Genomic DNA, 23,322 nt, shown 5'->3' on the forward strand with positions numbered 1-23,322 from the left:
CTTTGCTTGGCTAATTGAATAGCGCAAAGGCTTCTGCATGCTTGCGGAGTATTCGGGATTAGTCTGCCTTTTAAAAACTATATAAAATGTATATAAATAGGGGGAGAGCTGAGTCTTCCTCGTTTTTTGTTGTTTAAGATAAATGGAATATTTATCCATAACAAGGGCGGATTTATGATATCCCTTACTACCGCAAACTGAGGCAAAGTCATATTTTTAAAATCAAAAGTGATTTAAGGGGTACGAATGTATGACAAATGATAATCAAACGAAATATGAATATTTAGCGGAAGATCCAAATGTTAAAGTGATGCCAATAATGATTTCATTAATGATTGGTGCATTTTTTGCAATCTTAAATGAAACGTTATTGAATATTGCCCTTACAACATTAATGGAACAATTCAATATTTCTGTCACGACTGTTCAATGGATGGCAACTGGATTTATGTTAATGATGGGGATTGTAATTCCGGCGTCAGCCCTGTTATTGCAATGGTTTACTACAAGACAGTTATTTTTAGGGACGATGGCTGTTTTTTCAGTCGGAACGATAATTTGTGCAGTTGCACCTACATTTCCGATTTTATTAGCCGGTCGATTAGTACAGGCGATTGGGACCGGACTCTTAATTCCAATTATTTTTAATGTATTTTTACTTATTTACCCGCCGCATAGGCGTGGAAAGGTAATGGGGCTTGTTGGTCTTGTTATTATGTTTGCGCCAGCAATCGGACCGACGCTTTCAGGAGTTATTGTGGAGCATTTAGGATGGCGTTATTTATTTATCACGGTAATCCCGTTTGCAGTATTCTCAATTGCGTTTGCATATAAATATCTAATCAATGTATCAGAGGTTACAAAACCTAAAATAGACATACTATCACTTGTGTATTCAACAATTGGATTTGGCAGCGTTGTATATGGATTCAGCTCTGCGGGTCAAAGCGAGGCCGGGTTTCTTAATCCGAATGCTTATATTCCGATAATAATAGGATTCGTTGGGATTTTGTTATTTACAATCCGGCAGTTAAGACTGGATGAACCAATTATGAATCTGAGGGTTTTCAAATTTCCAATGTATACACATGCGGTAATTATGTTTTTAATTATTATCATGGCTATGTTTGCATCGGAAATTATTTTGCCTATTTATATGCAAGGGCCGTTAGCATTGACAGCTGCGACAGCAGGATTGGTACTGCTTCCTGGAAGTATTTTGAACGGACTAATGTCACCAGTAATGGGCTCCCTTTTTGATAAATATGGACCAAAAGTAATGATGGTTCCTGCAACAATTGTGTTAAGTGGTACGATGTTTATGATGAGTCGATTGGATATGAATACACCATTTTGGGTAGTCATCGTTGGATACATTTTATTGATGCTATCTGTTTCGGCAATTATGATGCCAGCAGAGACGAATGGGTTAAACCAATTGCCTAAACATTTATATCCACATGGAACTGCTGTTATGACAACACTGCAGCCTGTCGCTGGTGCTATTGGTGTATCAGTATTCATTAGTATCATGAGTGCAAAACAAAAGAGCTATTTGGATAAAGCTTCTGAACCAACCGACCCGATAACAATAAGCGAGGCGCTTGTATCGGGTGTAGAGCTTGTCTATTTTATCACATTTGGTATATCGGCGATCGCATTTATCATGTCATTGTTTGTTTATCGGGCGGTGGCAAAGGGAGAAGGGGAATTATCAACAGAGGATGAATAAGAGCTTATAAGGAATGATATAAAACATTATAGTGTTAAATGAATAACAAGAGCCATTGTTCTTATGAATAGTGGCTCTTGTTATGGAAATAGTTGTTCCGAAGTATAGAATCCGCATCCCAAACGTTTAAAATCTTTCACGTTCCATGTGATGATTTGCTTAATTTCACTTATCTTAGAAATGGTGCTTAAATAAGCATCAATAAAATCTATAAAAAAATTTAAAATTCATATTGACCCTCACGTTACGTTATGCCTTATAGTAATGTTTGAAGGGAGGTTACAGCAATGAAAGTTAAAGAGGTTGCAGATTTAGTTGGTATTAGTGTGCGCACACTGCATCATTATGATGAAATTGGGTTGTTAATTCCGGAAGAGACAACTGAATCAGGATATCGGCTATACTCTAATAATGACCTTGAGACATTACAACAGATACTGTTTTTTAAAGAACTTGGCTTCCCTTTGAAAAAAATAAAGGAAATTATCAGCAGTCCGTCATTTGATCGGGAAGAGGCTTTAACGTTACATCGAAAAATGTTGCTTGAAAAAAGGAGCCGCCTCGATATAATGATTTCGACAATTGATAAAACAATCAAACACTCGAAAGGGGAAATTAATATGTCAGATAAAGAAAAATTTGAAGGCTTTGACTTTAGCCATAACCCATATGAACAAGAAGCACGTGAACGCTGGGGGGATAAAGCTGTTGACGAATCAAATGCAAAAATGAACAGCATGTCTAAAGCTGAGAAAAAAGCTTTTGAAGATGAGTTTAATGGTATTTATCGAAAGTTAGCTGAGATTCGCCATGAGGCACCAGGTTCAGAATTGGCACAAGAAGGAATTAAAGTATGGTACGATTTCCTGAACAGAATGGGGAACTATTCACTTGATGCGTTCAAAGGACTTGGCCAAATGTATGTCGATGATGAACGTTTCACCAAAAACATCGATCAATTCGGTGAAGGGTTGGCAGAATTTATGCGTGATGCAATGGCAGTTTATGCTGAAAGGAATAAATAAATAAAAAAACCAGCTCTTGTCCGATACAAGAGCTGGTTTTTCAAAGAGTAAGGATTTCTTAGTTAATCCCTCTCATAAACGTATGAATTTTCTTCGATGCTGCAAATAGGATTACTCCTAATAGGATGGATACTCCACCAATAACACCGAAATATAAAATTTCTGTATCTGGTGAATACAATTTTACAATTTGTGCGTTAATTGCTTGTGCAGATGCATTTGATAGAAACCAAAGACTCATCGTTTGTGCTGAAAATGCAGAAGGTGCTAGTTTTGTTGTTGCTGATAATCCGACTGGTGATAAGCATAATTCTCCTAGAACAACCAAGAAAAAGCTAAGCACTAACCATAATGGGTTAACAAGTGTGTCAGTTCCATTAATGGCAGCAGGCAGGATCATAACGATAAAAGATAGACCTGCAAAGAACAATCCTAGTGAGAATTTTTTCGGTGTTGATGGCTGGCTTTTGCCTAATTTGATCCAAAGCCAAGCAAATACTGGTGCCAAAAATACAATAAACAATGGATTTAATGATTGGAACCATGAAGATTGCAGTTCAAATCCCGCTAAGCTAAGATTTGTTCGTTCTTCTGCATACAGTGCTAAGATAATGGAACCTTGTTCTTGGATTGCCCAGAACATGATAGCTGCGATAAACATTGGTATATATGCAAGCAGGCGTGAACGCTCTACATCGGTTGTTTTATTACTTCGATACATGACAATGAAGTAGGCAGTTGGAATAATGATACCAAGTATACTGATAATCATTGTAAATACGTTTATTGTCATGATACCGGTCGGGATGGTAAGTGCACCAATAATAATAATGATGACGGCTCCAATTCCAAATCGAGTGAAAACAGTCTTTCTTTCACCCTTAGTAAGTGGATTTGGAACGGTTGATCCCGCAGAACCAAGGTATTTTCCTTTGGTAAAGATAAACACGATTAGTCCAAGAAACATTCCAATTGCGGCTAGACTAAATCCTAAGTGAAAGTTATATTCTTGTCCAACAGTTCCGACAATTAATGGTGCAATAAGAGCACCTAGGTTTATTCCCATATAAAAGATACTGAAGCCCGAGTCTCTTCGTGGGTCTTCTTTACTGTATAAATCCCCAACAACATTTGATACGTTAGGTTTTAATAGTCCTGTACCAAGAACAATCAATGCCATAGATACGAATAGTCCGGTGATACTTCCTGGCAGTGCAAGTACAATATGTCCGAACATGATTAGTACTCCACCATAAAAAACAGTACGGGTACCGCCTAGTAATCGGTCGGAGATCCATCCGCCGATAATACCTGACATATATACAAGTGATCCATATATTGCCATAATTGACATTGCCTTCCCCTGATCAATTCCAAGGCCGCCCTCTGACAGCTCATAATACATGTAGTATAGGAGAATTGCACGCATTCCATAATAAGAAAAGCGCTCCCAAAATTCTGTGAAAAAGAGTGTGAATAACCCTTTAGGATGTCCAAAGAACCCCTTCTGTGGAATACTCCGAAAATTCTGATTATCATTCTTCATGTTGTCCCCTCCTTGAGTCACAAAGAAAAGTATACTAAATTATTGGCGCTTTGAAAAGTTATTTATTTCTTAAAATAGCTCCAATAGACGGAATATTTAGTTTTATGATTAGGATACTATCATATAAATGTAAAAATCCAGCATTGATTAATCAATGCTGGATTCCATTTATGATTTATTTCACAAACGTGTATTCAAATCAAATTTTTCAATAATACCGAGGAAAAAAGCTAGATCACGGAAGAAAGTTAAAACAAAGTATAAGAATCTCATTCAATGCAGAGTTAAGAAAGGAAAAGCGTGTGAATGGGCAAACACATATTGGCGAGTAGCTAAAAACTCAATCTTACAAAAAGCCCCTGATGACCAGTATTGGTCAAAACAAGGGCTAAAGGTCTATTTTATAGACATCAAACTTTACGTTGAACTTAGATGAAATTGCCGTATACGGGACCGTACGTACGGGGACGGGGGATAATCACCTCCCCTGTCTCAATTTAATGGAGCATAGCGGGCTCGAACCGCTGACCTCTTCGCTGCCAGCGAAGCGCTCTCCCAGCTGAGCTAATGCCCCTTGAAGTCGATACTAATTATAGTACTTATTCTGTTCTTTTTCAATAGCAATCTTATTAAACTATCTAGGTCTAAGGTTTGGTTGTAGGTAACAAGCTCATTTTTTAATAGTAAATCACACTATTTTTCACCTGAATTTCAATAAAAAAAGCGTTTGTCCATTTCAATATCAATATTTTACATACTATATTATGTAATATCAATTTAATAGAAATGGAGGATATTTAATGAAGCTTTATTTGGACCCGGGTCATGGTGGTTCAGATCCAGGTGCCGGGGGAAATGGGTTGAAGGAAAAAGATATTACGTTAGATATTGCACTTCGAATACGGAGCATTTTGACAAACGATTATGAAAACGCAGTAGTTAGATTGAGCCGTACCACTGATGTTTATAAAAGTCTGAGCCAACGAACAAATGATGCAAATTCTTGGGGGGCAGACTACTTTCTGTCGATTCATTGCAATGCATTTAATGGTTCTGCACGAGGATATGAAGACTATATTTATAGCGGGTTATCCGGCTCATCAACAACAGCTAAATACCAGAAAATTATTCATGCGGAAGTCATTAAGGTTAACCAGCTAATTGATCGTGGAAGAAAATCGGCCAATTTCCATGTTCTGCGAGAATCAACTATGCCTGCGCTATTAACTGAAAATGGTTTTATTGATCATGGACATGATGGCTCCCTGATGAAAAGTTCTTCATGGCGCCAGAAAGTTGCACAGGGTCATGTTAATGGGCTTGCAAAGGCATTTAGTCTAAAGCGTAAACAGGGTGATTCCGGAACTATTTACAAGATAATTGCCGGATCCTTTAAGTCAAAAGAAAATGCGGATGAAAGGGCAACCTTCTTGCATTCTAAAGGAATTGAATCCTTTGTATATGCCGCCACTATTTCCGGTGAACGATGGTATCGTGTTCAGGCTGGGGCTTTTGCAAATCGGGATAATGCAGAACAACGATTGGCAAAGGTCAAGCAGGCAGGTATTAAAGATGCGTTTATAACTGTTGAAGGTGAGCCTTGAAAGGAGAATGCGGAGGGGTATTCTATATTGGGACCAACGTTTTTATCCCCGGAAAACATGAATCAATATGTGAAAGAAATAAACCCTAATGCTGCTAGGTTAGGAAGCTATTATGCGACGCTGGGTGAATTTTACGGGATTAGAGGGGACATTGCTTTTGCCCAAGCAATGCATGAAACGGATTATCTTAGGTTTACGGGCGTAGTGAAGCCAGAGCAGAACAATTTTTGCGGGCTAGGTGCAACTGGTCCAGACAATCCCGGTGCAAGTTTTGCAACACCAGAAGAAGGCGTACGTGCACACATGCAGCATCTTTTTGCATATGCTTCCACTAATCCACTGCCAGCTGATTATCCTAAAATTGATCCTCGTTTTGATTTAGTTACGAGAGGTTCCGCCACTGAATGGATTGGATTAAATGGAAAATGGGCTGTTCCTGGAAGCAACTATGGGCAGTCGATATTGAATCTATATGAAAGAATGGTTGAATCTACTTTACAAAAGTTAGAGCAAATCTTGCAGGATATACAAGTATAACCTATTAATCTACCTGGTTTTAAGCCTCTTTTAACTATTATTGCGCCAATTAATTACTACTCTTTTAGAAATATACGTAAGCTATCTTGTCACGTAAATTCTAAGAGAGGAAGAAAAATATGCTAGGGTTTTCTGTTATTCAATTGGTTCGGCGAATGGGGAATAAACTAGATAAGAACGTCCGCCGGGAGCTCGTTCATTTTTATCACCCTTTTCGTTCCGTACCATGCTTTTTGCATCGACCATTAGAGTTTGTAAGGAAAAAGGTTAAAAGGCTGCCGCTAATCATTGAATTTGAGCAGGATTGTTTTGCACATGGAATGAATGACGTTAAGGATATGAAACGCCGTAACCTTCATCAATACCCATCCATCGGCTGTTGTTCTGCCAAACTATCAGTTAAAAAGATAGAGTATCTACTAGACAACTGTAACCACATCAAAAAGGTATATTATGATAGAAAAGTTACAGCATTGCTGGATACTGCTACACCGTCGATTAAATCTGATCAGTTAAAACAGTCTGGATTAACTGGAAAGGATGTAACTATTGCCGTGATCGACACAGGTATATACCCGCATATTGACTTAGCAGGGCGGATTACGGGATTTAAAGATTTTGTTAAAAACAAGACAGAGCCTTATGATGATAATGGACATGGTACGCATTGTGCAGGAGATGCGGCAGGTAATGGTTCTGCATCTGGCGGGAAATATCAAGGACCAGCTAGTGATGCGAATTTGGTAGGCGTTAAAGTGCTCAATAAAATGGGATCTGGTTCACTTTCTACAGTTATTGCTGGAGTTGACTGGTGTATTCAGAATCAATCGAAACTCAATATTAATGTCCTGTCGCTGTCTTTAGGATCAGAAGCGCAGCAATCTGCTAAAGATGATCCTGTTGTTAGGGCTGTTGAGGAGGCATGGAATAGGGGAATCGTTGTATGTGTTGCTGCAGGGAATTCCGGACCATCACCGTCAACAATTGCCAGCCCTGGAATAAGTCCCAAAGTTATTACGGTAGGCGCTGCAAATGATAATAATACAGTTACTCGTTCAGATGACACGGTAGCAGAATTCTCTAGCCGCGGTCCAACTATCGATGGATTAACTAAACCAGATCTGTTAACACCAGGTGTGAATATTATATCTTTACGCTCTCCGGGGTCTTTCCTCGATAAAACAAATGCAGGGGCACGTATCGATTCAAACTACTTCTCCTTATCAGGAACTTCAATGGCAACACCAATCTGCGCAGGTGTTGTTGCACAGCTGCTCCAGTATCAACCGAATTTTTCCCCAGAACAGGTCAAGGAAAAACTCATTGACGCTTGTGAAGATATAGGACAACCTCCCAATGTTCAAGGAAACGGCTATTTAAATGCTGCAAAATTAGTGAATTAAATTTAAAATATCAAGCCAACGTTATGTTGGCTTGATGTTACTTGCTGCTGCTGTCTATAAACAATCCTAAATACCTATTGATTAGATAAGTCTATTTTACTGTTTTATGTAAATGGCTATTACAATAGTATCAATTTACAAAATGTTTACAAAAAACCAATTGTCTCAGCTATTCCAGTGTGCCATATTAATAGTGTGTCATATTCAAATTATGTCATATTAATTAACTAGGAGGGTACTATGAAGAAATCGACTGTTAGGAAAGTGCTGAACCTATTTCTTATTTTCACGCTCGTGTTTATGAACTATTCTATGATTCTTGTAAATGCGGAAAGTAATGAAGTAGCAGCTAGGGACTTATTTATTTCGGAATACGTTGAAGGCAGCTCGTATAACAAAGCAATCGAGATTTATAATGGTACAGGAGATTTAGTAGATTTATCGAATTATACATTAGAATTGTATAGTAATGGGGCAATGGAACCAAGTCAATCTGTGACACTATCCGGTACGTTGGAGCATAATGATGTATATGTCATTTCCCATCAAAGTGCTGATCCGGAAATTATGGCTGAGACCGATTTGGAAAACTCTGCTGTTGTTAATTTTAATGGTGATGATGTAGTTGTTTTGCAGAAGAACAATGAAGCGATTGATGTGTTAGGTGAAATTGGCACGAATAGTGATTTTGCTAAAGACGTTACATTAGTAAGAGATCCTTCTGTCACCAGTGCTAGTGAAACATATGATGATGCAGAATGGATTGAATATGCTAAAGACACATTCGCATATCTTGGTAATCACACGATGGATGGTGCAGGTGGAGAAGATCCGCCAGAAGAACCGGGTGAACCCGGCGAGGAATATCTAATAAGTGATGCCCGCGATTTGAGTGACGGTACAGCTGTAACTGTAGAGGGAATTGTCACAGTAAATAACAATGCAATCAGTAATGGCGCGCAATTCACGACATACATACAAGATGAGACAGGCGGCATTAATCTTTTTGCATTCGAACAAGGGGATATACCTGATTTAAAAAAAGGGGATAAGGTAAAGGTTTCTGGTGTATTAGATTCCTATAATGGTTTAAAAGAAATTGTACCGTCCTCGATTGAGATAGTGGCGGAAGAGCAAGCACTGCCGGAAGTACGGACGATTACACTTCAAGACCTCCAGGATCCTGCAATTGCGGAGTCCTACGAAGGTGAATTGGTACAGGTTACAGGTTTTATCAACGATATCCCTGGAAGCCCAGCTGGCGGCGGCTACAATGTATCATTAATTGATGCAGATTTTAATGGAACGACACTTCGCGTAATGGAAAATGCACTTGATATTTCACTAATTGAAGAAAATAAATGGTATGACGTTACCGCTATCGTCAGTCAATATAATACTTATCAGTTAATCCCGACGGAACAAGCTGACATTCAATTAGCTGACGAACAGCCTGACCCGCCATCTGCGGCAGGGGTTTATGAATCTACTGTTAAAAGTGTTACAGACGGTGATACGATTCATTTAGAGACACCGGTTTTAGGTGGGACAAAAGTACGTTTCTTAAATATGGATACTGCTGAAACGTATACAGCACATAATGATGATCCTGCAAGAGATGAAATAAATGCAAATCAAAAAGCTTTTGGCGAGGTAGCAAAGGAATATATGAATGAGCTTCTCCAGCCTGGTGATGAGGTATTAGTAAAAATTGGGGAAGAGCCTACTGATGATTATGGCAGATTGCTGGCCGAGGTTATTCGTAAAGAAGATAATTTAAATGTAAACCTTGAAATGGTAAGGCAAGGACTTGCGGTGACTTATTTTATCGCACCATTCGATAAGGAAGTATATCCTACTTATCAAAATGTGGTCAAACAAGCAAAGAATGCCGGACTTGGGATTTGGAATCCGGAAGATCCGTTACTCGAGCTTCCATTTGAATTCCGGGCAAATGATGATCAAAAAGGTTTTTCAAAATATGTTGGAAATTCCGATACGATGAAATATGTTTTGCCAGATGACTGGGCTGATGTGCCAGTAGAAAATAGAGCATTTTTCTGGGATGAACAAACAGCACAGGACTACGGCTATACGTATGTTGGTGATGACGGGTCTGATGAAGGCAATTTGCAGGTACAGCTTTTGAGTATGAACGATCTACATGGGAAAATTGACCAGCAATATGAGCTAGATCCGGATGGTGATGGAACGTTTGGTACGTATGGAAAAATGGATTATACTGCCGGTGCGATTAAAGCCCGAGAGGAAACAAATCCAAATACGTTAATTGTGCATGCTGGTGATATGATTGGTGGAAGCTCACCGGTATCAGGCTTGCTACAGGATGAACCAACTGTTGAAATTATGGAAGAAATCGGGTTTGACGTCGGTACGGTAGGAAATCATGAATTTGATGAAGGTACGGATGAATTGTTACGCATGGTTAATGGTGGAGAGCATCCGAATGGAACTGAAGGTTATGACGGAATGGATTTCCCGCTGCTATGTGCAAATTGCGTATATAAAGATACGGGTGATACGTTCCTGCCTCCGTATTATGTGGAAGAAGTAGATGGCGTGGATATAGGCTTTGTCGGCGTTATCACACAGGAAGCAGCTGGAATGGTTATGCCCGCTGGAATTCAGGATATTGCGTTTACGAATGCCGCCAATGCTGTGAATGAATCTGTTGCAGAGCTTAAACAACAGGGTGTTGAAGCTATTGTTTTATTGGCACACATTCCAGGTGAACAGAATGGGGATGCGGTGACAGGTCAGGCAGCAGATTTAGCGAATGCTGTTGATGATGAAGTCGATGTAATTTTTTCCGCCCATAACCATGTCGTTAATGATGGAATTGTTGATAACAAACTTATTGTTCAAGCATCCGAATATGGAAAAGCTTTTGCCGATGTCGATTTAGAGATTGACCGTGCAACTGGTGATATTGTGAAAAAAGAAGCGGAAGTGGTGTTTGTCGATCAGGCTCAAGTAACGCCAGACCCAGCTGTGACAGCAATTTTAGACAAATATGCTGAGCAAATTGCGCCGATTATGAATGAAGTTTTAGGCTACAATGCAACCGATTTGACTGGTGATTATTCCAATGATGGTGATCATGGGCTAGGCAATTTGCTTGCGGATGGTATGAATTATGCAATGAACAGTGATTTTGCCATGATGAATGGTGGAGGAATTCGGGATGACTTACTTGCAGGTGAAGTAACGTGGGGCGATTTGTACAACATTCAGCCTTTCGGAAATACATTGATGATGTTTGAAATTAAGGGTGCTGACCTTTATCCAATAATTGAAGCACAACTTTCTCCTGTGTATGGACCAGATTATAGTATAAGCGGATTTCATTATAAGTGGGATCCGGATACAGGGAAGGTTGTTGAAGTGACATTCCCGGATGGTTCACCAATTGATATGGATAAAACATATACACTTACGGTGAATAACTATATGGGAACATCAACTGGTGAAAAATATGCGCCGATTGGTGAACTAGGTAAAAATCCTATAATGGGACCATCCGATTTAGATGCTACAGTAGACTTTGTGGAAAGCTTGAACAGTTCTGAAGCAAATCCTATTGAATATGGACCAGAAGGACGTATAACACAAGGCACTGCTGAAGAAGAGCAGCCAGTAGTAGAAATTGAGCCAAAGAAAAACAATGGCAGGGCTACGGTTCATACAAAGGATTTGAAAGCACTTGACGATGGTGTACGTGTTGTTATTAATATCTACAACGAGAAGAAACCAAGGTCGTTGCTGCTAAACAAAAAACAGGTAGATATTTTGAAAAGAAAAGACGTGACATTAGTTGTGACAAATGGTGAGATTTCTAAAACATTTGTGATGCGGGATGTTACGGATAAAGTGTTGAAGGTTAGTTTGGAAGAATAGAAGAATTTGAAAAGGGGATTCAGTCAAGTGGCTGGATCCTTTTTTTATGGATTTATTTTTATAAAAATCAAAAAATATAACAATGAAAGTGTATAATGGACAAGGAAAGATGGATCATGCACTGCAGGAATGGAAGTAATGGGGGACTTCAAAATGGGGATGCCAGTAATAGAGTTGGAAAAAAATGATGAAATTCCAAAGCTTTCAAGAAACTATACCGTTTTTAGATTCATCGGCGGAAATCTTATATCCTTTTTTGGTGATCAAATCTATCTGATTGCAATCCCGCTCATTGTGCTTGCCATAACTGGTTCACCTTTGAGTATGGGAATTGCTGCAGCGTTAGAGCGCCTGCCTGTCCTATTACAACCAATCACCGGGATTCTTTCGGATCGATTTAACAGAAAGAATCTGCTGTTGTTATGTGATTTTGGAAGGAGCTTGATTGTTGGATTAATTGGTGGGCTTTTTATAATGGAACAGTTAGAAATGTGGCAGTTGTATAGTGGAGCATTACTCATAGGATTGTTAAGTCAAATCTACAATACGTCGCAATTTGCATCTGTACCAAGTTTAGTCAGAAGGAAAGATTTGCACGTTGTAAATTCAATTAATACGGGTATTTTTAATACAGCTGTTTTAATAGCACCGGGGCTTGGTGGAATTATTATAAGTTTATACAATCCAGGGTATGCGTTATTAGTGAATAGCCTAAGTTTCTTAATTTCTTTTTTAGCTATTTTGAGTATAACTATTACAATATCTCCTTTAAAAAAAGATAAGAGAAATGTTGTTGGCGATATTAAAGAAGGTTTCCAGTTTGTTATAAATACGAAGCCGATATTATTTACTAACCTAGCAATGTTAGCATCGGCTTTTGGTACTACACTTTTTCTTACGATGATGGTTTTTCATCTGAAAGATACAATACAATTAACTACGAATCAAATCGGCTGGTTACTGTCAATAGGAGGAATAGGGGCTATTTGCGGGGCACTCGTTACAAATTTTTTAAGAAAACGATTTTCCTATCAACGAATTTTGTTTTTGGCTTCCTTTGCTGGAGGGACGTCTATTGTTTTGTTTAGCTTTGCAAATACATATGAAGCATTGGTTCTATTGAATGCGATGGGCACTGTAGCTGCTGCCATGATGAATCCCTGTATCGTTACAATTAGGCAAACGTTGACTCCGGATTATCTGTTGGGACGTGTACAAGCAACTAGTCGATTTATGACTGGTATACTGCTGCCTTTTGCTGCATTTTTAGCTGGTATAACTGCAGGGGTATTTGGAACCAATACTACTATTTTAATCGGCGGTGTGATTGCATGTATAGCATCATTTGGGTATTTACATATTTCCCTGACACGTGTTGAATAATAGGATTCAAGTGAGGCAGAAAGCTATGGAAGGGGATCCGAGTGAAGTGAAGGTTAAAATGAGATGGATTTATAAAGGCAAAAAGACGGAAGAAGTTGCGTTTGGATCAGCATGGACAACACAGGAGTCAATGGAAGTTTTACTAGCAGACATTGAAAAAACTGGACGTGTAAAGGAATTAGTTATTATAGATGAAATGGGTAATGAATGGACCCAGAAGGAATTTAGCAAACTGAAGGAACAGATTGAACAAGAGCCACATGATATCGTTGTATATTTTGATGGAGGTTTTGACCGGCACACAGCTACTGCCGGGTTGGGTGCAGTTATTTATTATAAAAAGGATAGTGTTCAATACCGTTTACGGGTTAATCAGCAAATAGAAGAAATGGAGACAAATAATGAGGCAGAATATGCAGCGTTGCATTTTGCACTGATGCAATTGGAGGAAATGGGCATACATCATCTTCCTTGTACATTTAAGGGAGATGCGCAGGGTGTGTTAAAACAGTTAGAAGGTTTGTGGCCTTGCTATGAAGAAAACTTAAATGCATGGCTGGATCGTATTGAGGGGAAAATGGGGGAACTGGGAATTCAGCCGAACTGCGAAATCATTGGCCGAAACGAAAATAAGGAGGCGGATCGGCTTGCAACGCAGGCATTAAATGGTGTAGAAATTTATAGTGAAAAAGGGATTTAGAAATACTAAATCCCAGCACATTTAAATAATAAAATAGACGATTACCGATAGAAAAACAGAAGTAATTGCCATTGCGATTAGTGGCTTCAATGCCTTCGTCCGCAAATCACTTAGGCTGACATTTAATCCAAGTCCAACCATTGCAGCAGTCAAAAGCCAGGTTGTAATCATGGAGACTTCATTCATAACACTATCGGGAACAGGAACGGAATGACCGAATACATAGCTGCCTAAAATACTTAACGCAATAAACCCAACTAAAAACCATGGGAATTCAATTTTGGCATCGGTTTGCTCAGAGTTTTTATTCTTACGTTTCATGATTAAAATAAAGATAAAGCAGAGCGGAACTAGTAAGAATACTCGGCCTAATTTTGCCAGTAAAGCAATTGCCAGCGCATCCTCGCCACCAGGTGCAGCGGCAAGGGCCACATGGGCAACTTCATGCAAACTGCTTCCTGACCACACACCGTAATCAACTGCCGAAATGGGTAAAAAAGGCATCAAAATCGTATAACCAATGGCGAATATTGTCCCCATCATTGCGATAATTCCTACACCAATTGCGGTATCTTCATCCTTTGATTTTACAATCGGTGCAACAGCAGCAATGGCGGCAGCACCACAAACACCTGTCCCAACTCCTAACAATAAAGAAATCATTTTGTCTGCTTTTAAAATCTTTGCTAACAATACCGTTAAACCGATGGCAAAAATAATGACTCCAGCATCGCGAATGAGTAATCCGATTCCATCCTGAAGCACGACATCAATATTCAATTTAAGACCATACAATATTATTGCAGCCCGCAGCAGCCTTTTAGATGAAAATGCTATACCAGACCTAATTGTTTCCGGGTAGCCAAAGAATTGCCTGTAGATGATTGCAATAATAATAGCACACGCTAATTGTCCAACGTGATCAAATCCAGGTAATAAAGCTAGTAAGTAACCTAATAATGCAATGAAAAAGGTAAAAAGGACTCCACCGACCCATTTTTGAAATGAAGGGAATTGCATTGGATGTTCTTTCTGTTTTGTATTTGCCGCTGCCATTAAAACACCTCCTATAATTAAGATACTGGAATACTTTCCATAAGAAAAATAAATCATTATAATAGTCATGATAAGTAAATGCTATTATAGAATGGAGCGGGACTAAGGGACTGACCCCTTGTTCCAGGGACCAACACTTGTCCCAAAAGGTGGGTGAATGGATAATGGATCAGTATTTGCAGGTTTTTGTGATGGTTGCGGAAAAGAAGAATTTTTCACGGGCGGCTGAGGAACTGCATATGACACAGCCAGCCGTAAGTCAGTATATACGTACATTAGAAGAAAACATTGGTGCCAGGCTGCTGGAACGAACGAATAAATATGTACGACTAACGAAGGCAGGGGATATTGTATATCATCATGCTAAGGAGATAGTAGGGCTCTATACAAAAATGCAAAAATTAGTCGACGATTTAACAAATAATGCAAGCGGTCCGCTGGCCATAGGTGCAAGCTTTACCTTTGGCGAATACGTGCTGCCCAAATTAATTGCCAAATTACAGGAAACATATCCTGAGATTGAACCTGCTGTAACGATTGGAAATACGACGGAAATAGCGGAATTGGTAACAAGCCATCAGTTAGATGTTGGGATTGTTGAGGGCAAATTCAAGCAACAGCAATTAAAAGAAGATAAATTCGCCGAGGATCATATGGTTGTAGTTGCTTCACCATATCATGAACTGGCCAACAAGGAACGAGTGCAGCTGGATGATTTGGAAGATGTAACTTGGATTATAAGGGAACAAGGATCCGGTACACGGGAAGCAACTGACAACATGTTTCATAGTTTAGGAATAACACCGAAAAAGGTAATGAATTTTGGAAGCACACAGCCTATTAAGGAAGGGGTAGAAGCGGGACTCGGGATCAGTTTATTATCAAAATGGGCGATCCAAAAGGAACTGCGGAATGAAGAATTAAAAATGCTCCATGTTAAAGGGCTTCCGTTCAAGCGTCAATTTTCAATTATCACGACTTCACCTTTTCAAACAAAAGCATTAGAGGTCTTTATTGATCTGCTGCACCATAATAAGCCGCTAACTACTTTTAACAGCAAGCATTAAAAAATCCGCAGTTCCCTTTGAATGCTGCGAATTTTCACTATGCCATTTTCTTTACGGAAATATGTTATTCCTCGGGTGGTTCACCATCACTTTCACTGTGTTCAGAACCGGATGTAACTTCACTGTCGACTAATTTACTGTTTCTAATTTTGATACCTTGCTGACCGCCTGCTTCATCATTATTATTACCGGCAATTCCACTTCTTCCATTTCCATCGGCAAATTGGGAATGATCATTTTTAGTCCTGCTATGGTCTAAGGCATTTTGTCCACCTTGATTTGCATTGACACCAACATCTTTGTTGATCTGCCGGCCACCTTCTGCCCGCTGCTCGAAATGGATCTCTTTGTTGCCAATGCTTATCGTATTGTGTATGGTGATATTTATGATCAGACCATCCTGATCATGCTTATTTGATGGTTTTCTATTATGTTTTTTAGGGCCAGGCATATGCATACTCTCCTCTTTGGTATTGGTACTAGTATTGTATTGGTTTGTATTGATTCTGATTGGATAAGTATGCTGGATTATTAGCCTTTTCTTGTAAAAATAGTATTAGAAAAAGTGCTTGTGTTATAGACACAAGCACTTTTTCTAGATATACACTATACTTCCGATTTCAAGTGTTCATCAGCAAATTTAACAAAGTAGTCTAATGACTTTGGATTTCCTAATGAACCTTTATTTACTACTTTATCGATGGATTTACCCATTAGTATCTTCTTGATTGGAATTTCGAGTTTTTTTCCATTTAACGTTTTTGGTATATCTGTCACTTGATAGATTGCTGATGGTACGTGTCTTGGTGAGCAATGTTCTTTAACCTGCTTCTTGATTTCCTTTTTGATCGTCTCAGTCAGTTCCAGATCATCTTTCATGACAACAAATAATGGAACGAATGAATCACCATTACTGTCTGGCACATCCACTATTAAACTATCAGCTACTTGCTTTACCTGATCAACGGCACTATATATTTCACTCGTACCAATTCGTACGCCTCCACGATTAATCGTGGCATCTGAACGTCCGTAGATGACACATGTGTTGCGATCGGTTACTTTCAAATAATCCCCATGTCTCCATATACCTGGGAAGTCATCGAAATAACTATCGTGTAAACGGCTGCCGTCATCATCATTCCAAAAGTAGATCGGCATCGATGGGAAAGGCTCTGTTAAAACAAGCTCACCTACAGCTTCAATTTCAGGCAGTGCATTGTCATTAAAGCTTTCGATTTTAGCACCCAGTCCTCGGCATTGAAGCTCTCCAGCATAAACAGGCAGTATTGGTGAGCCCAAAATAAATGCTGTGCAAACATCGGTTCCGCCGCTTACTGAGGCAATCCAAAGATCTTTTTTTACATTTTCATAGCACCAAAGAAACCCTTCTGGAGGCAATGGTGATCCAGTAGAACTAATATTTTTCAGATGACTGATATCAAATTCATCCTTTGGTTTGATTTCATCTTTCATACAACCGGTTATGAAGCTGGCACTTGTTCCAAACACGGTCATTTTTGTTTGTTCTGCAAATTTCCAGAGCATTTTTTTGTCAGGATATCCAGGGCTGCCATCGTATAATACAATGGTGCTGCCTGTAAGGAGACCGCCCACAAGAAAATTCCACATCATCCAGCCAGTTGTAGTGTACCAGAAGAAGCGGTCATCCTCTCCTAAATCAACATGGAAGGTTAATGATTTTAAATGTTCCAGCAAAATACCACCTTGACTTTGAACAATTGGCTTTGGCTTTCCAGTTGTGCCAGAAGAGAATAATACCCATAGCGGATCGTTAAATGGCACATGTTCATACGTGAGTTCGGTCTGTCCGTTACCCTTAACCGCATCATTCCATTTAGTTGTATTTTTCAAGTTACTGCAATCTGGATCAGCGTGTAAATATGGAATGACAACTGTTGCCTCTAGTGTCGGAAGCTGGGACTGGATACTTTCAACAATATTCATTCGATCGAAGTCTTTTCCCCCAAATCGATAGCCGTCAACAGTAATCATCACTTTTGGTTCGATTTGCTTGAACCTATCGATGACACTTTGAGTGCCGAATTCAGGTGATGCACTTGACCAAATGGCGCCTAAGCTTGCCGTAGCCAGAAATGCTGCGACAGATTCATAGATGTTTGAAGCATACGCAACGACTCGATCTCCTTTTTTGACGCCAAGTTCTTTCAATGTTTGCTGAAAAGCCGCAGTCTCTTGGTATAGCCGTCCCCAAGTAATTTCGGATGTTTCCCGTATTTCCGAAGAATGGATGATCGCCGGTTTGTTATTGTCACGATTGCGGAATATATGCTCCGTATAATTGATTGTTGCTTCAGGGAACCATTTCGCACCCGGCATTTTATGTGCAGTTAAGATTGTTTGATAGGGCCTCTTTGCTTGAATATCGAAGTACTCCCAAATAGATTCCCAAAATAGTTCAAGTTCATTAACGGACCATTTCCAAAGTGAATGGTAATCAGTGAAATTAACGTCTTTATGCTGGTTAAGCCATTTCATATAGTTATAGATATTAGATTGTCGTTTACGATTTTCACTCGGTTCCCAGAGCAGGGTTCCTTCTTTTGTCTGATTCATCCAATCCCTCCTAGTAGCAAATTATAACTACTACTATTATATGAAACCGTTTTCCGGGTGTAAAGTGCATGCACTCTGTAATGGGAGAGATATAAAAAATGGCTCCCTCTAGTAAGTGAAAGGGAGCTGTTCACGTATGGTTCATTAATTACCATCATACTCGGCAAATTTGATAAACGTATTTTCATTTTCTATCAATCCGCATACACCACATTGAATTTTGAATTTTGGTCCGTTGTAGGATATGTGGAACACTTCCGTATTTTCATTTGTATAATCGTTAATCACTTCGCCTGACTGTGAATCTAATTTTACTGGCTTTGCTACTTGTTCAATAATGTTGAACCTGGAGCGATTTGTTTTGCAATTTGGACATCGTAATGCTTGGCTCATTATAACACCTCCGATACTATTATTTCCTGTATTGGGTCTCTTTATGAATAGTTTAAGGATTTCAGCAGCTAGGTGTTTGACCAGGGTGTGACAGGCAATGCTTCTTTTTGGTATGCTAATTCTTTACTTGTTCATAATAATCTACAAAACAGTAAATATTTCAGAGAGGTGAAACGGTGAAGAATGTAACGATAGTATTTTGGAATGCAATTATTATTTGCGCTGCGGTTGTCATATGGGGTTCGGTTGCTCCTGATCAATTGCAATCGGTAACTTCAAGTGTTACGACATTTATTTCAGTGAACTTCGGTTGGTATTACTTATTAATTATTGTAATGATGCTTATCTTTTGTGTGTATTTAATATTTTCACGGTTTGGCAAAATTAAGTTAGGACAAAAGGATGACAAGCCAGAGTTTAGTTTACCAACATGGTTTGCTATGTTATTCAGTGCCGGTATGGGGATGGGATTGGTATTCTGGACAACAGCCGAGCCAATCTCCCATGCATTCAAAAAGGCACCGGAAGCTGAAATTGGTTCAAATGAGGCTATTAAAGAAGCACTTCAATACTCCTTTTTTCATTGGGGTGTACATGCATGGGCTGTATATGGAATAGTTGCCTTAGTCCTTGCTTACTTTAAGTTTTATAAAAACGCACCTGGATTAATCAGTGCAACACTTACTCCTGTATTTGGTGAAAAAAGTATGCGGGGTACACCAGGTAAATTGATTGACACATTGGCAGTTTTTGCAACGGTAGTAGGAGTGGCATCAACGCTTGGTTTTGGATCCGCCCAGATTAATGGAGGGCTATCCTTTTTATTCGGGACACCGGCTACATTTGGTGTTCAATTACTCGTTCTTGCCATCTCAACAGTATTGTTTGTAGGTTCAGCATGGTCGGGAATAGGCAGAGGGATTAAATATCTCAGTAACATTAACATGGGTATTGCGTTTGTATTGTTATTAATGCTATTTATTATTGGGCCGACATTGTACATTTTAAACATGTTTACGAGTACACTTGGCAGTTATATCACAAACTTTTTTGATATGAGCTTTCATTTGGCCCCATTGAATGGGGAAAATAGGGCATGGATCAATAACTGGACAATTTTTTATTGGGCATGGTGGATATCTTGGGCACCGTTTGTTGGCATATTTATCGCGAGAATTTCCAAAGGCCGTACGGTAAAGGAATTTATGCTTGGTGTTCTTGTTGTGCCAGCATTCGTATGTTTTATCTTTTTTGCCGTCTTTGGGGTATCCGCGCTAAACCTGGAACAAAACGGCATTGCAGCAATCTCAGATTTTTCCCTGGAAACATCGACATTTGGTGTTCTGCAGCATTACCCGTTAGGCGAGATAATGTCTCTTATTACAATTGTGGTAGTGGCAATCTTTTTTATTACTTCTGCCGACTCAGCTACCTTTGTGCTCGGGATGCTCAGTACGAATGGTCTTATCAACCCGTCGAATTCGGTAAAAATCATTTGGGGACTTGCACAAGCAGCAATGGCAGCAATTGTTGTTTACTTTGGTGGAACACAAGGACTTCAAAACGTATTAATCATTGCTGCACTGCCATTTTCGATCGTGATTTTACTAATGGGCGCATCATTTTTTAAAGAGGCAAAAAGGGATATGAGACGAAAAGAGTAGTGTGATGCTACTCTTTTATTATCATTTACCTTGGAAATTGTATGCTTTCTATAATAACCGCTTTTGTTCCTTATGAAGAAAACCACTTTTTAACTTTGGATAAAAATGAATCTGTTTCTTCATCTGTTTTTTCAGCAGTGTCCTCCAATTTTTCTTCTTCCATATAAATAGTTTCTAAATCAACTGCATGATCATATGTTAGTACAGCACCAATATCTGTTTCGCTGTCTTCATTTGTAATTATTGTATAAGGTATATTGTATTTATTAGCTAATGTCTTTTCCTCATTTAGAAACCTGTATGCTACGTGCCCATTGAACAATAACCTCGCGTCCCGGTGTTCATTCATTGCTTTTTCCAAGGCTTGTAAACCTTTATCTGACATCACCTGTCCTTTTGTAAGAGCGATTACAATTCGCTCCCTGAGTGTGCCTAGGAATTTATTCCGTTCACCTTGCTTTGGCAATCGTTTTCCATATATTCCTTCATTCAAGTAATCCTCAGCATTTTTCTTTGCCATACTAAACACCCCATTCCATTTGTCCATTCAATTGTATGTAGTTGAATGGATTTGTGCAATTAAAAAGAGGATTTCCTTGGGTAAAAAGCGAAATTTTATCTAGTTTAATAAAACGAATGGAGTGTTTCCGTTTTGATCACATTTCTGTTTTGGTTCATTATTTGTGTCGCACTTTTATACCTTCTATTGGCGATATATTGTAAGCTAAGAATTGCTAAATATATTTTAAAGCCAGGTACAATGGTGCTGATCATCGTATTAGCTGTATATGGATCGGAACTGGGCACCACACTTAGCAGGTGGGTGGTTATTGCATTAATTTTTTCTTTGCTTGGTGATATATTTCTGATGCTGAAGGAAAAATGGTTTGTCCACGGATTAGCAAGTTTTTTAATCGCTCATTTAGTTTATATTGCCGGGTTTTGGGGTGGTTTTGATGTTGAAGAAAGCGTTACAACCTTAACGTCTGTGCTAACGGGGGCCGTGCTGCTGTTTATAGCAATTTGGTTCTTATTAGTTTTATCTGATTCGGTTAAGACACATGGAGGTATTGCATTATTGATTGCGGTAGCCAGTTATATAGCCATAATTTCATTAATGGTTTGGAGTGCGTGTTTAGCAGGAGTTACTATTCTTATTTTTGGTTCACTTTTATTTTATATTTCGGATGCTGTTTTAGCAGTAAATAGATTTAAACATCCATTCCCAAGTGCCGAATACATTGTCATGTCAACATATTTTACAGCACAAGCTTTGTTCGCATGGAGTATCATTTAAAAAATATTCGGCTGTCAGGAGGGCTTAAAATTAGCCCCATACTGACAGCCGGTTAGATTTATTCTGGTTTTGCCCGTTTATCTGCGGCCTTGCTTCTTGCTTGTGCCTCTTTATCTTCCTGGTCAGCAAATTCCTCGGAAAATTCTATGTCTCTTCCATCGGATTGTTTTTCGTATTTGGGTGTTTGTTGGAGTTTGCTTCTTTTTCCCTTAGTATGGTTGTGCTCATCTCTTCCCAAAGTATCCACCACCTTATAGTCATAGTATGTGATGTTTCTTGTAATTCATGTGTATATACCTTCATGTTTTTGCTTAGGAAAATTGACAGGTTGCGTGTACAAATTTACAATCATTAGGGGTGTGCTTTTCAGTACGTATAGAAGAAAGGAAAAAAGAAATGAGCAAACAACGAGATGGTAAACGGATTTTAATCGAATATTTACTTATTATTGCAGGTGCTACTCTTGTGGCGTTATCGTATAATATATTTTTATTACCCTCTAAACTTGCTGCAGGCGGGCTTTCGGGAATTAGCACAATTTTATATGAATTGTATGATTTGAGCCCGGCATATACACAATTTCTGATGAATATTCCTATATTTATTATCGGCTGGCTTGCTTTAGGTAAAGATTTTAGCGGGAAAACACTGGTTGGAACATTTTGGGTGCCATTCATGATTTGGCTGAGTGCAGATATTCCGTACACGATTACAAATCCTTTTTTAGGAGCATTGTATGGTGGTATCGTTCTTGGTGTTGGTTTAGGTGTTGTATACAAAGGAAATGGATCAACAGGAGGAACAGCTGCAATTGCGCAGATTGTGAAGAAATTTACTGGCATATCGAGTGGGTATTCACAATTAATTGTTGATGGATTTGTTGTGATTTCTTCAATCATTGTGTTTAATTTGGAGCTTACTTTATTCGCACTTATGTGTATTTATGTTACCAGCAAGGTGATTGATATTGTGCAATTGCGTACGTCATCAACAAAGCTTATATTAATCATCACAGAGGAAGAAGAAAAAATCCAATCACTTATCAAAAATGGTATTGACCGGGGTCTTACGAAAGTGCGCTCAGTAGGTGGGTATTCGAACAAGGATAAAACAATGATATTATGCGTAGCCGAACAATCGGAAGCAGTGTATTTAAAACGTGTACTTCAACAAGAGGAGCCTTCTACCTTTGTTATCTTTATTAATGCATCAGAAATTTTAGGAAGAGGATTCTCATTGGACAAGTATTATGGACAAAAGCTGTAGTAAAATAAGAAGATGGAAAAACGTCGCCATTAGGTGGCGTTTTTTTTTCAGTAATGTTTCAGGCAAGTGTTTAATAATTTACTATTTGAGAAATAGGTATAGTGTGCATAGTTTTTTCAGATATTGGAAACTT

General features: G+C 38.9%; 19 protein-coding genes and 1 tRNA gene. 12 read left to right on the forward strand and 8 right to left on the reverse strand.

The window, feature by feature from the left end; all coding sequences use genetic code 11:
- Positions 1 to 250: 250 nt before the first annotated feature.
- Together IEV74_RS13880 and IEV74_RS13885 are read left to right on the forward strand one after the other, a co-directional pair.
- Positions 251 to 1,732 (forward strand): MDR family MFS transporter, encoded by a 1,482-nt coding sequence (locus IEV74_RS13880; RefSeq protein ID WP_188455975.1) that lies wholly within the window; start codon positions 251 to 253, stop codon positions 1,730 to 1,732.
- Between the two features lie 287 nt (positions 1,733 to 2,019).
- Positions 2,020 to 2,757, forward strand: a complete 738-nt coding sequence (locus IEV74_RS13885) for a MerR family transcriptional regulator (RefSeq protein WP_188455976.1) — start codon at positions 2,020 to 2,022, stop codon at positions 2,755 to 2,757.
- Positions 2,758 to 2,815: 58 nt separating this feature from the next.
- Here the strand turns inward: IEV74_RS13885 and IEV74_RS13890 are convergent, their stop codons facing one another.
- Both IEV74_RS13890 and IEV74_RS13895 read right to left on the reverse strand, forming a co-directional pair.
- The gene (locus IEV74_RS13890; RefSeq protein WP_188455977.1) at positions 2,816 to 4,303 is read right to left on the reverse strand and encodes a peptide MFS transporter; all 1,488 of its coding nucleotides are present in this window, start codon (positions 4,301 to 4,303) and stop codon (positions 2,816 to 2,818) included.
- Between the two features lie 501 nt (positions 4,304 to 4,804).
- Positions 4,805 to 4,877: transfer RNA gene (locus tag IEV74_RS13895), tRNA-Ala, on the reverse strand.
- Between the two features lie 226 nt (positions 4,878 to 5,103).
- On the opposite strand from IEV74_RS13895, the gene IEV74_RS13900 reads away from it, so the two are divergent.
- The 6 genes from IEV74_RS13900 to IEV74_RS13925 all read left to right on the forward strand — a co-directional run bounded on the left by IEV74_RS13900 (position 5,104) and on the right by IEV74_RS13925 (position 13,848).
- Positions 5,104 to 5,907, forward strand: a complete 804-nt coding sequence (locus tag IEV74_RS13900; protein WP_188455978.1) for an N-acetylmuramoyl-L-alanine amidase — start codon at positions 5,104 to 5,106, stop codon at positions 5,905 to 5,907.
- A 27-nt stretch (positions 5,908 to 5,934) separates the two neighbouring features.
- Entirely contained in the window at positions 5,935 to 6,444 is a 510-nt protein-coding gene (locus IEV74_RS13905) for a glucosaminidase domain-containing protein (RefSeq protein WP_229683198.1), read from the forward strand.
- 119 nt (positions 6,445 to 6,563) lie between these two features.
- The gene (locus tag IEV74_RS13910) at positions 6,564 to 7,847 is read left to right on the forward strand and encodes a S8 family peptidase (protein ID WP_188455979.1); all 1,284 of its coding nucleotides are present in this window, start codon (positions 6,564 to 6,566) and stop codon (positions 7,845 to 7,847) included.
- Between the two features lie 240 nt (positions 7,848 to 8,087).
- Entirely contained in the window at positions 8,088 to 11,765 is a 3,678-nt protein-coding gene (locus tag IEV74_RS13915) for a 5'-nucleotidase C-terminal domain-containing protein (protein ID WP_188455980.1), read from the forward strand.
- Positions 11,766 to 11,918: 153 nt separating this feature from the next.
- Complete coding sequence (locus tag IEV74_RS13920; protein WP_188455981.1) at positions 11,919 to 13,148, forward strand: MFS transporter; 1,230 nt, start codon at positions 11,919 to 11,921, stop codon at positions 13,146 to 13,148.
- A 46-nt stretch (positions 13,149 to 13,194) separates the two neighbouring features.
- Positions 13,195 to 13,848, forward strand: coding sequence for a reverse transcriptase-like protein (locus tag IEV74_RS13925; RefSeq protein ID WP_229683199.1), 654 nt, complete (start codon positions 13,195 to 13,197; stop codon positions 13,846 to 13,848).
- A gap of 21 nt (positions 13,849 to 13,869) precedes the next feature.
- On the opposite strand, the gene IEV74_RS13930 is transcribed toward IEV74_RS13925, so the two are convergent.
- Positions 13,870 to 14,904 carry a YeiH family protein gene (locus IEV74_RS13930; protein ID WP_229683200.1) on the reverse strand — a complete coding sequence of 345 codons (1,035 nt, stop codon included), beginning with the start codon at positions 14,902 to 14,904 and terminating at the stop codon, positions 13,870 to 13,872.
- Between the two features lie 164 nt (positions 14,905 to 15,068).
- On the opposite strand from IEV74_RS13930, the gene IEV74_RS13935 reads away from it, so the two are divergent.
- Positions 15,069 to 15,971 carry a LysR family transcriptional regulator gene (locus IEV74_RS13935; protein ID WP_188455984.1) on the forward strand — a complete coding sequence of 301 codons (903 nt, stop codon included), beginning with the start codon at positions 15,069 to 15,071 and terminating at the stop codon, positions 15,969 to 15,971.
- 64 nt (positions 15,972 to 16,035) lie between these two features.
- Here IEV74_RS13935 and IEV74_RS13940 read toward each other — a convergent pair whose 3' ends face one another.
- The 3 genes from IEV74_RS13940 to IEV74_RS13950 form a co-directional block, all read right to left on the reverse strand.
- Positions 16,036 to 16,422 carry a hypothetical protein gene (locus IEV74_RS13940; protein WP_229683201.1) on the reverse strand — a complete coding sequence of 129 codons (387 nt, stop codon included), beginning with the start codon at positions 16,420 to 16,422 and terminating at the stop codon, positions 16,036 to 16,038.
- Positions 16,423 to 16,577: 155 nt separating this feature from the next.
- Positions 16,578 to 18,569 (reverse strand): acetoacetate--CoA ligase, encoded by a 1,992-nt coding sequence (locus IEV74_RS13945; RefSeq protein ID WP_188455986.1) that lies wholly within the window; start codon positions 18,567 to 18,569, stop codon positions 16,578 to 16,580.
- A gap of 144 nt (positions 18,570 to 18,713) precedes the next feature.
- A complete protein-coding gene (locus IEV74_RS13950; protein WP_188455987.1) occupies positions 18,714 to 18,962 on the reverse strand; it encodes a DNA alkylation repair protein in 249 nt (82 codons plus the stop codon).
- Positions 18,963 to 19,138: 176 nt separating this feature from the next.
- Between IEV74_RS13950 and IEV74_RS13955 the strand changes: the two genes are divergently transcribed.
- Positions 19,139 to 20,626, forward strand: coding sequence for a BCCT family transporter (locus IEV74_RS13955; RefSeq protein WP_188455988.1), 1,488 nt, complete (start codon positions 19,139 to 19,141; stop codon positions 20,624 to 20,626).
- A gap of 70 nt (positions 20,627 to 20,696) precedes the next feature.
- Here IEV74_RS13955 and IEV74_RS13960 read toward each other — a convergent pair whose 3' ends face one another.
- Positions 20,697 to 21,146: a YueI family protein gene (locus tag IEV74_RS13960; RefSeq protein ID WP_188455989.1), complete on the reverse strand. Its 450-nt coding sequence runs from the start codon at positions 21,144 to 21,146 to the stop codon at positions 20,697 to 20,699.
- 132 nt (positions 21,147 to 21,278) lie between these two features.
- Here IEV74_RS13960 and IEV74_RS13965 point away from each other — a divergent pair, with 132 nt between their 5' ends.
- Positions 21,279 to 21,923 (forward strand): lysoplasmalogenase, encoded by a 645-nt coding sequence (locus IEV74_RS13965; RefSeq protein ID WP_188455990.1) that lies wholly within the window; start codon positions 21,279 to 21,281, stop codon positions 21,921 to 21,923.
- Between the two features lie 58 nt (positions 21,924 to 21,981).
- On the opposite strand, the gene IEV74_RS13970 is transcribed toward IEV74_RS13965, so the two are convergent.
- Entirely contained in the window at positions 21,982 to 22,161 is a 180-nt protein-coding gene (locus IEV74_RS13970; RefSeq protein ID WP_188455991.1) for a YfhD family protein, read from the reverse strand.
- A 158-nt stretch (positions 22,162 to 22,319) separates the two neighbouring features.
- On the opposite strand from IEV74_RS13970, the gene IEV74_RS13975 reads away from it, so the two are divergent.
- Entirely contained in the window at positions 22,320 to 23,189 is an 870-nt protein-coding gene (locus IEV74_RS13975; protein WP_188455992.1) for a YitT family protein, read from the forward strand.
- The last annotated feature ends 133 nt before the right edge of the window (positions 23,190 to 23,322 follow it).

Source organism: Virgibacillus oceani (assembly GCF_014638995.1).
GTDB lineage: Bacteria > Bacillota > Bacilli > Bacillales > Amphibacillaceae > Virgibacillus_E > Virgibacillus_E oceani.

Bases quoted from the DNA above. Each gene is read 5' to 3' on its own strand.
- IEV74_RS13880 (WP_188455975.1), top strand. From the start codon at position 251: ATGACAAATGATAATCAAACGAAATATGAATATTTAGCGGAAGATCCA.
- IEV74_RS13885 (WP_188455976.1), top strand. From the start codon at position 2,020: ATGAAAGTTAAAGAGGTTGCAGATTTAGTTGGTATTAGTGTGCGCACA.
- IEV74_RS13890 (WP_188455977.1), bottom strand. From the start codon at position 4,303: ATGAAGAATGATAATCAGAATTTTCGGAGTATTCCACAGAAGGGGTTC.
- IEV74_RS13900 (WP_188455978.1), top strand. From the start codon at position 5,104: ATGAAGCTTTATTTGGACCCGGGTCATGGTGGTTCAGATCCAGGTGCC.
- IEV74_RS13910 (WP_188455979.1), top strand. From the start codon at position 6,564: ATGCTAGGGTTTTCTGTTATTCAATTGGTTCGGCGAATGGGGAATAAA.
- IEV74_RS13915 (WP_188455980.1), top strand. From the start codon at position 8,088: ATGAAGAAATCGACTGTTAGGAAAGTGCTGAACCTATTTCTTATTTTC.
- IEV74_RS13920 (WP_188455981.1), top strand. From the start codon at position 11,919: ATGGGGATGCCAGTAATAGAGTTGGAAAAAAATGATGAAATTCCAAAG.
- IEV74_RS13930 (WP_229683200.1), bottom strand. From the start codon at position 14,904: ATGGCAGCGGCAAATACAAAACAGAAAGAACATCCAATGCAATTCCCT.
- IEV74_RS13935 (WP_188455984.1), top strand. From the start codon at position 15,069: ATGGATCAGTATTTGCAGGTTTTTGTGATGGTTGCGGAAAAGAAGAAT.
- IEV74_RS13940 (WP_229683201.1), bottom strand. From the start codon at position 16,422: ATGCCTGGCCCTAAAAAACATAATAGAAAACCATCAAATAAGCATGAT.
- IEV74_RS13945 (WP_188455986.1), bottom strand. From the start codon at position 18,569: ATGAATCAGACAAAAGAAGGAACCCTGCTCTGGGAACCGAGTGAAAAT.
- IEV74_RS13950 (WP_188455987.1), bottom strand. From the start codon at position 18,962: ATGAGCCAAGCATTACGATGTCCAAATTGCAAAACAAATCGCTCCAGG.
- IEV74_RS13960 (WP_188455989.1), bottom strand. From the start codon at position 21,146: ATGGCAAAGAAAAATGCTGAGGATTACTTGAATGAAGGAATATATGGA.
- IEV74_RS13975 (WP_188455992.1), top strand. From the start codon at position 22,320: ATGAGCAAACAACGAGATGGTAAACGGATTTTAATCGAATATTTACTT.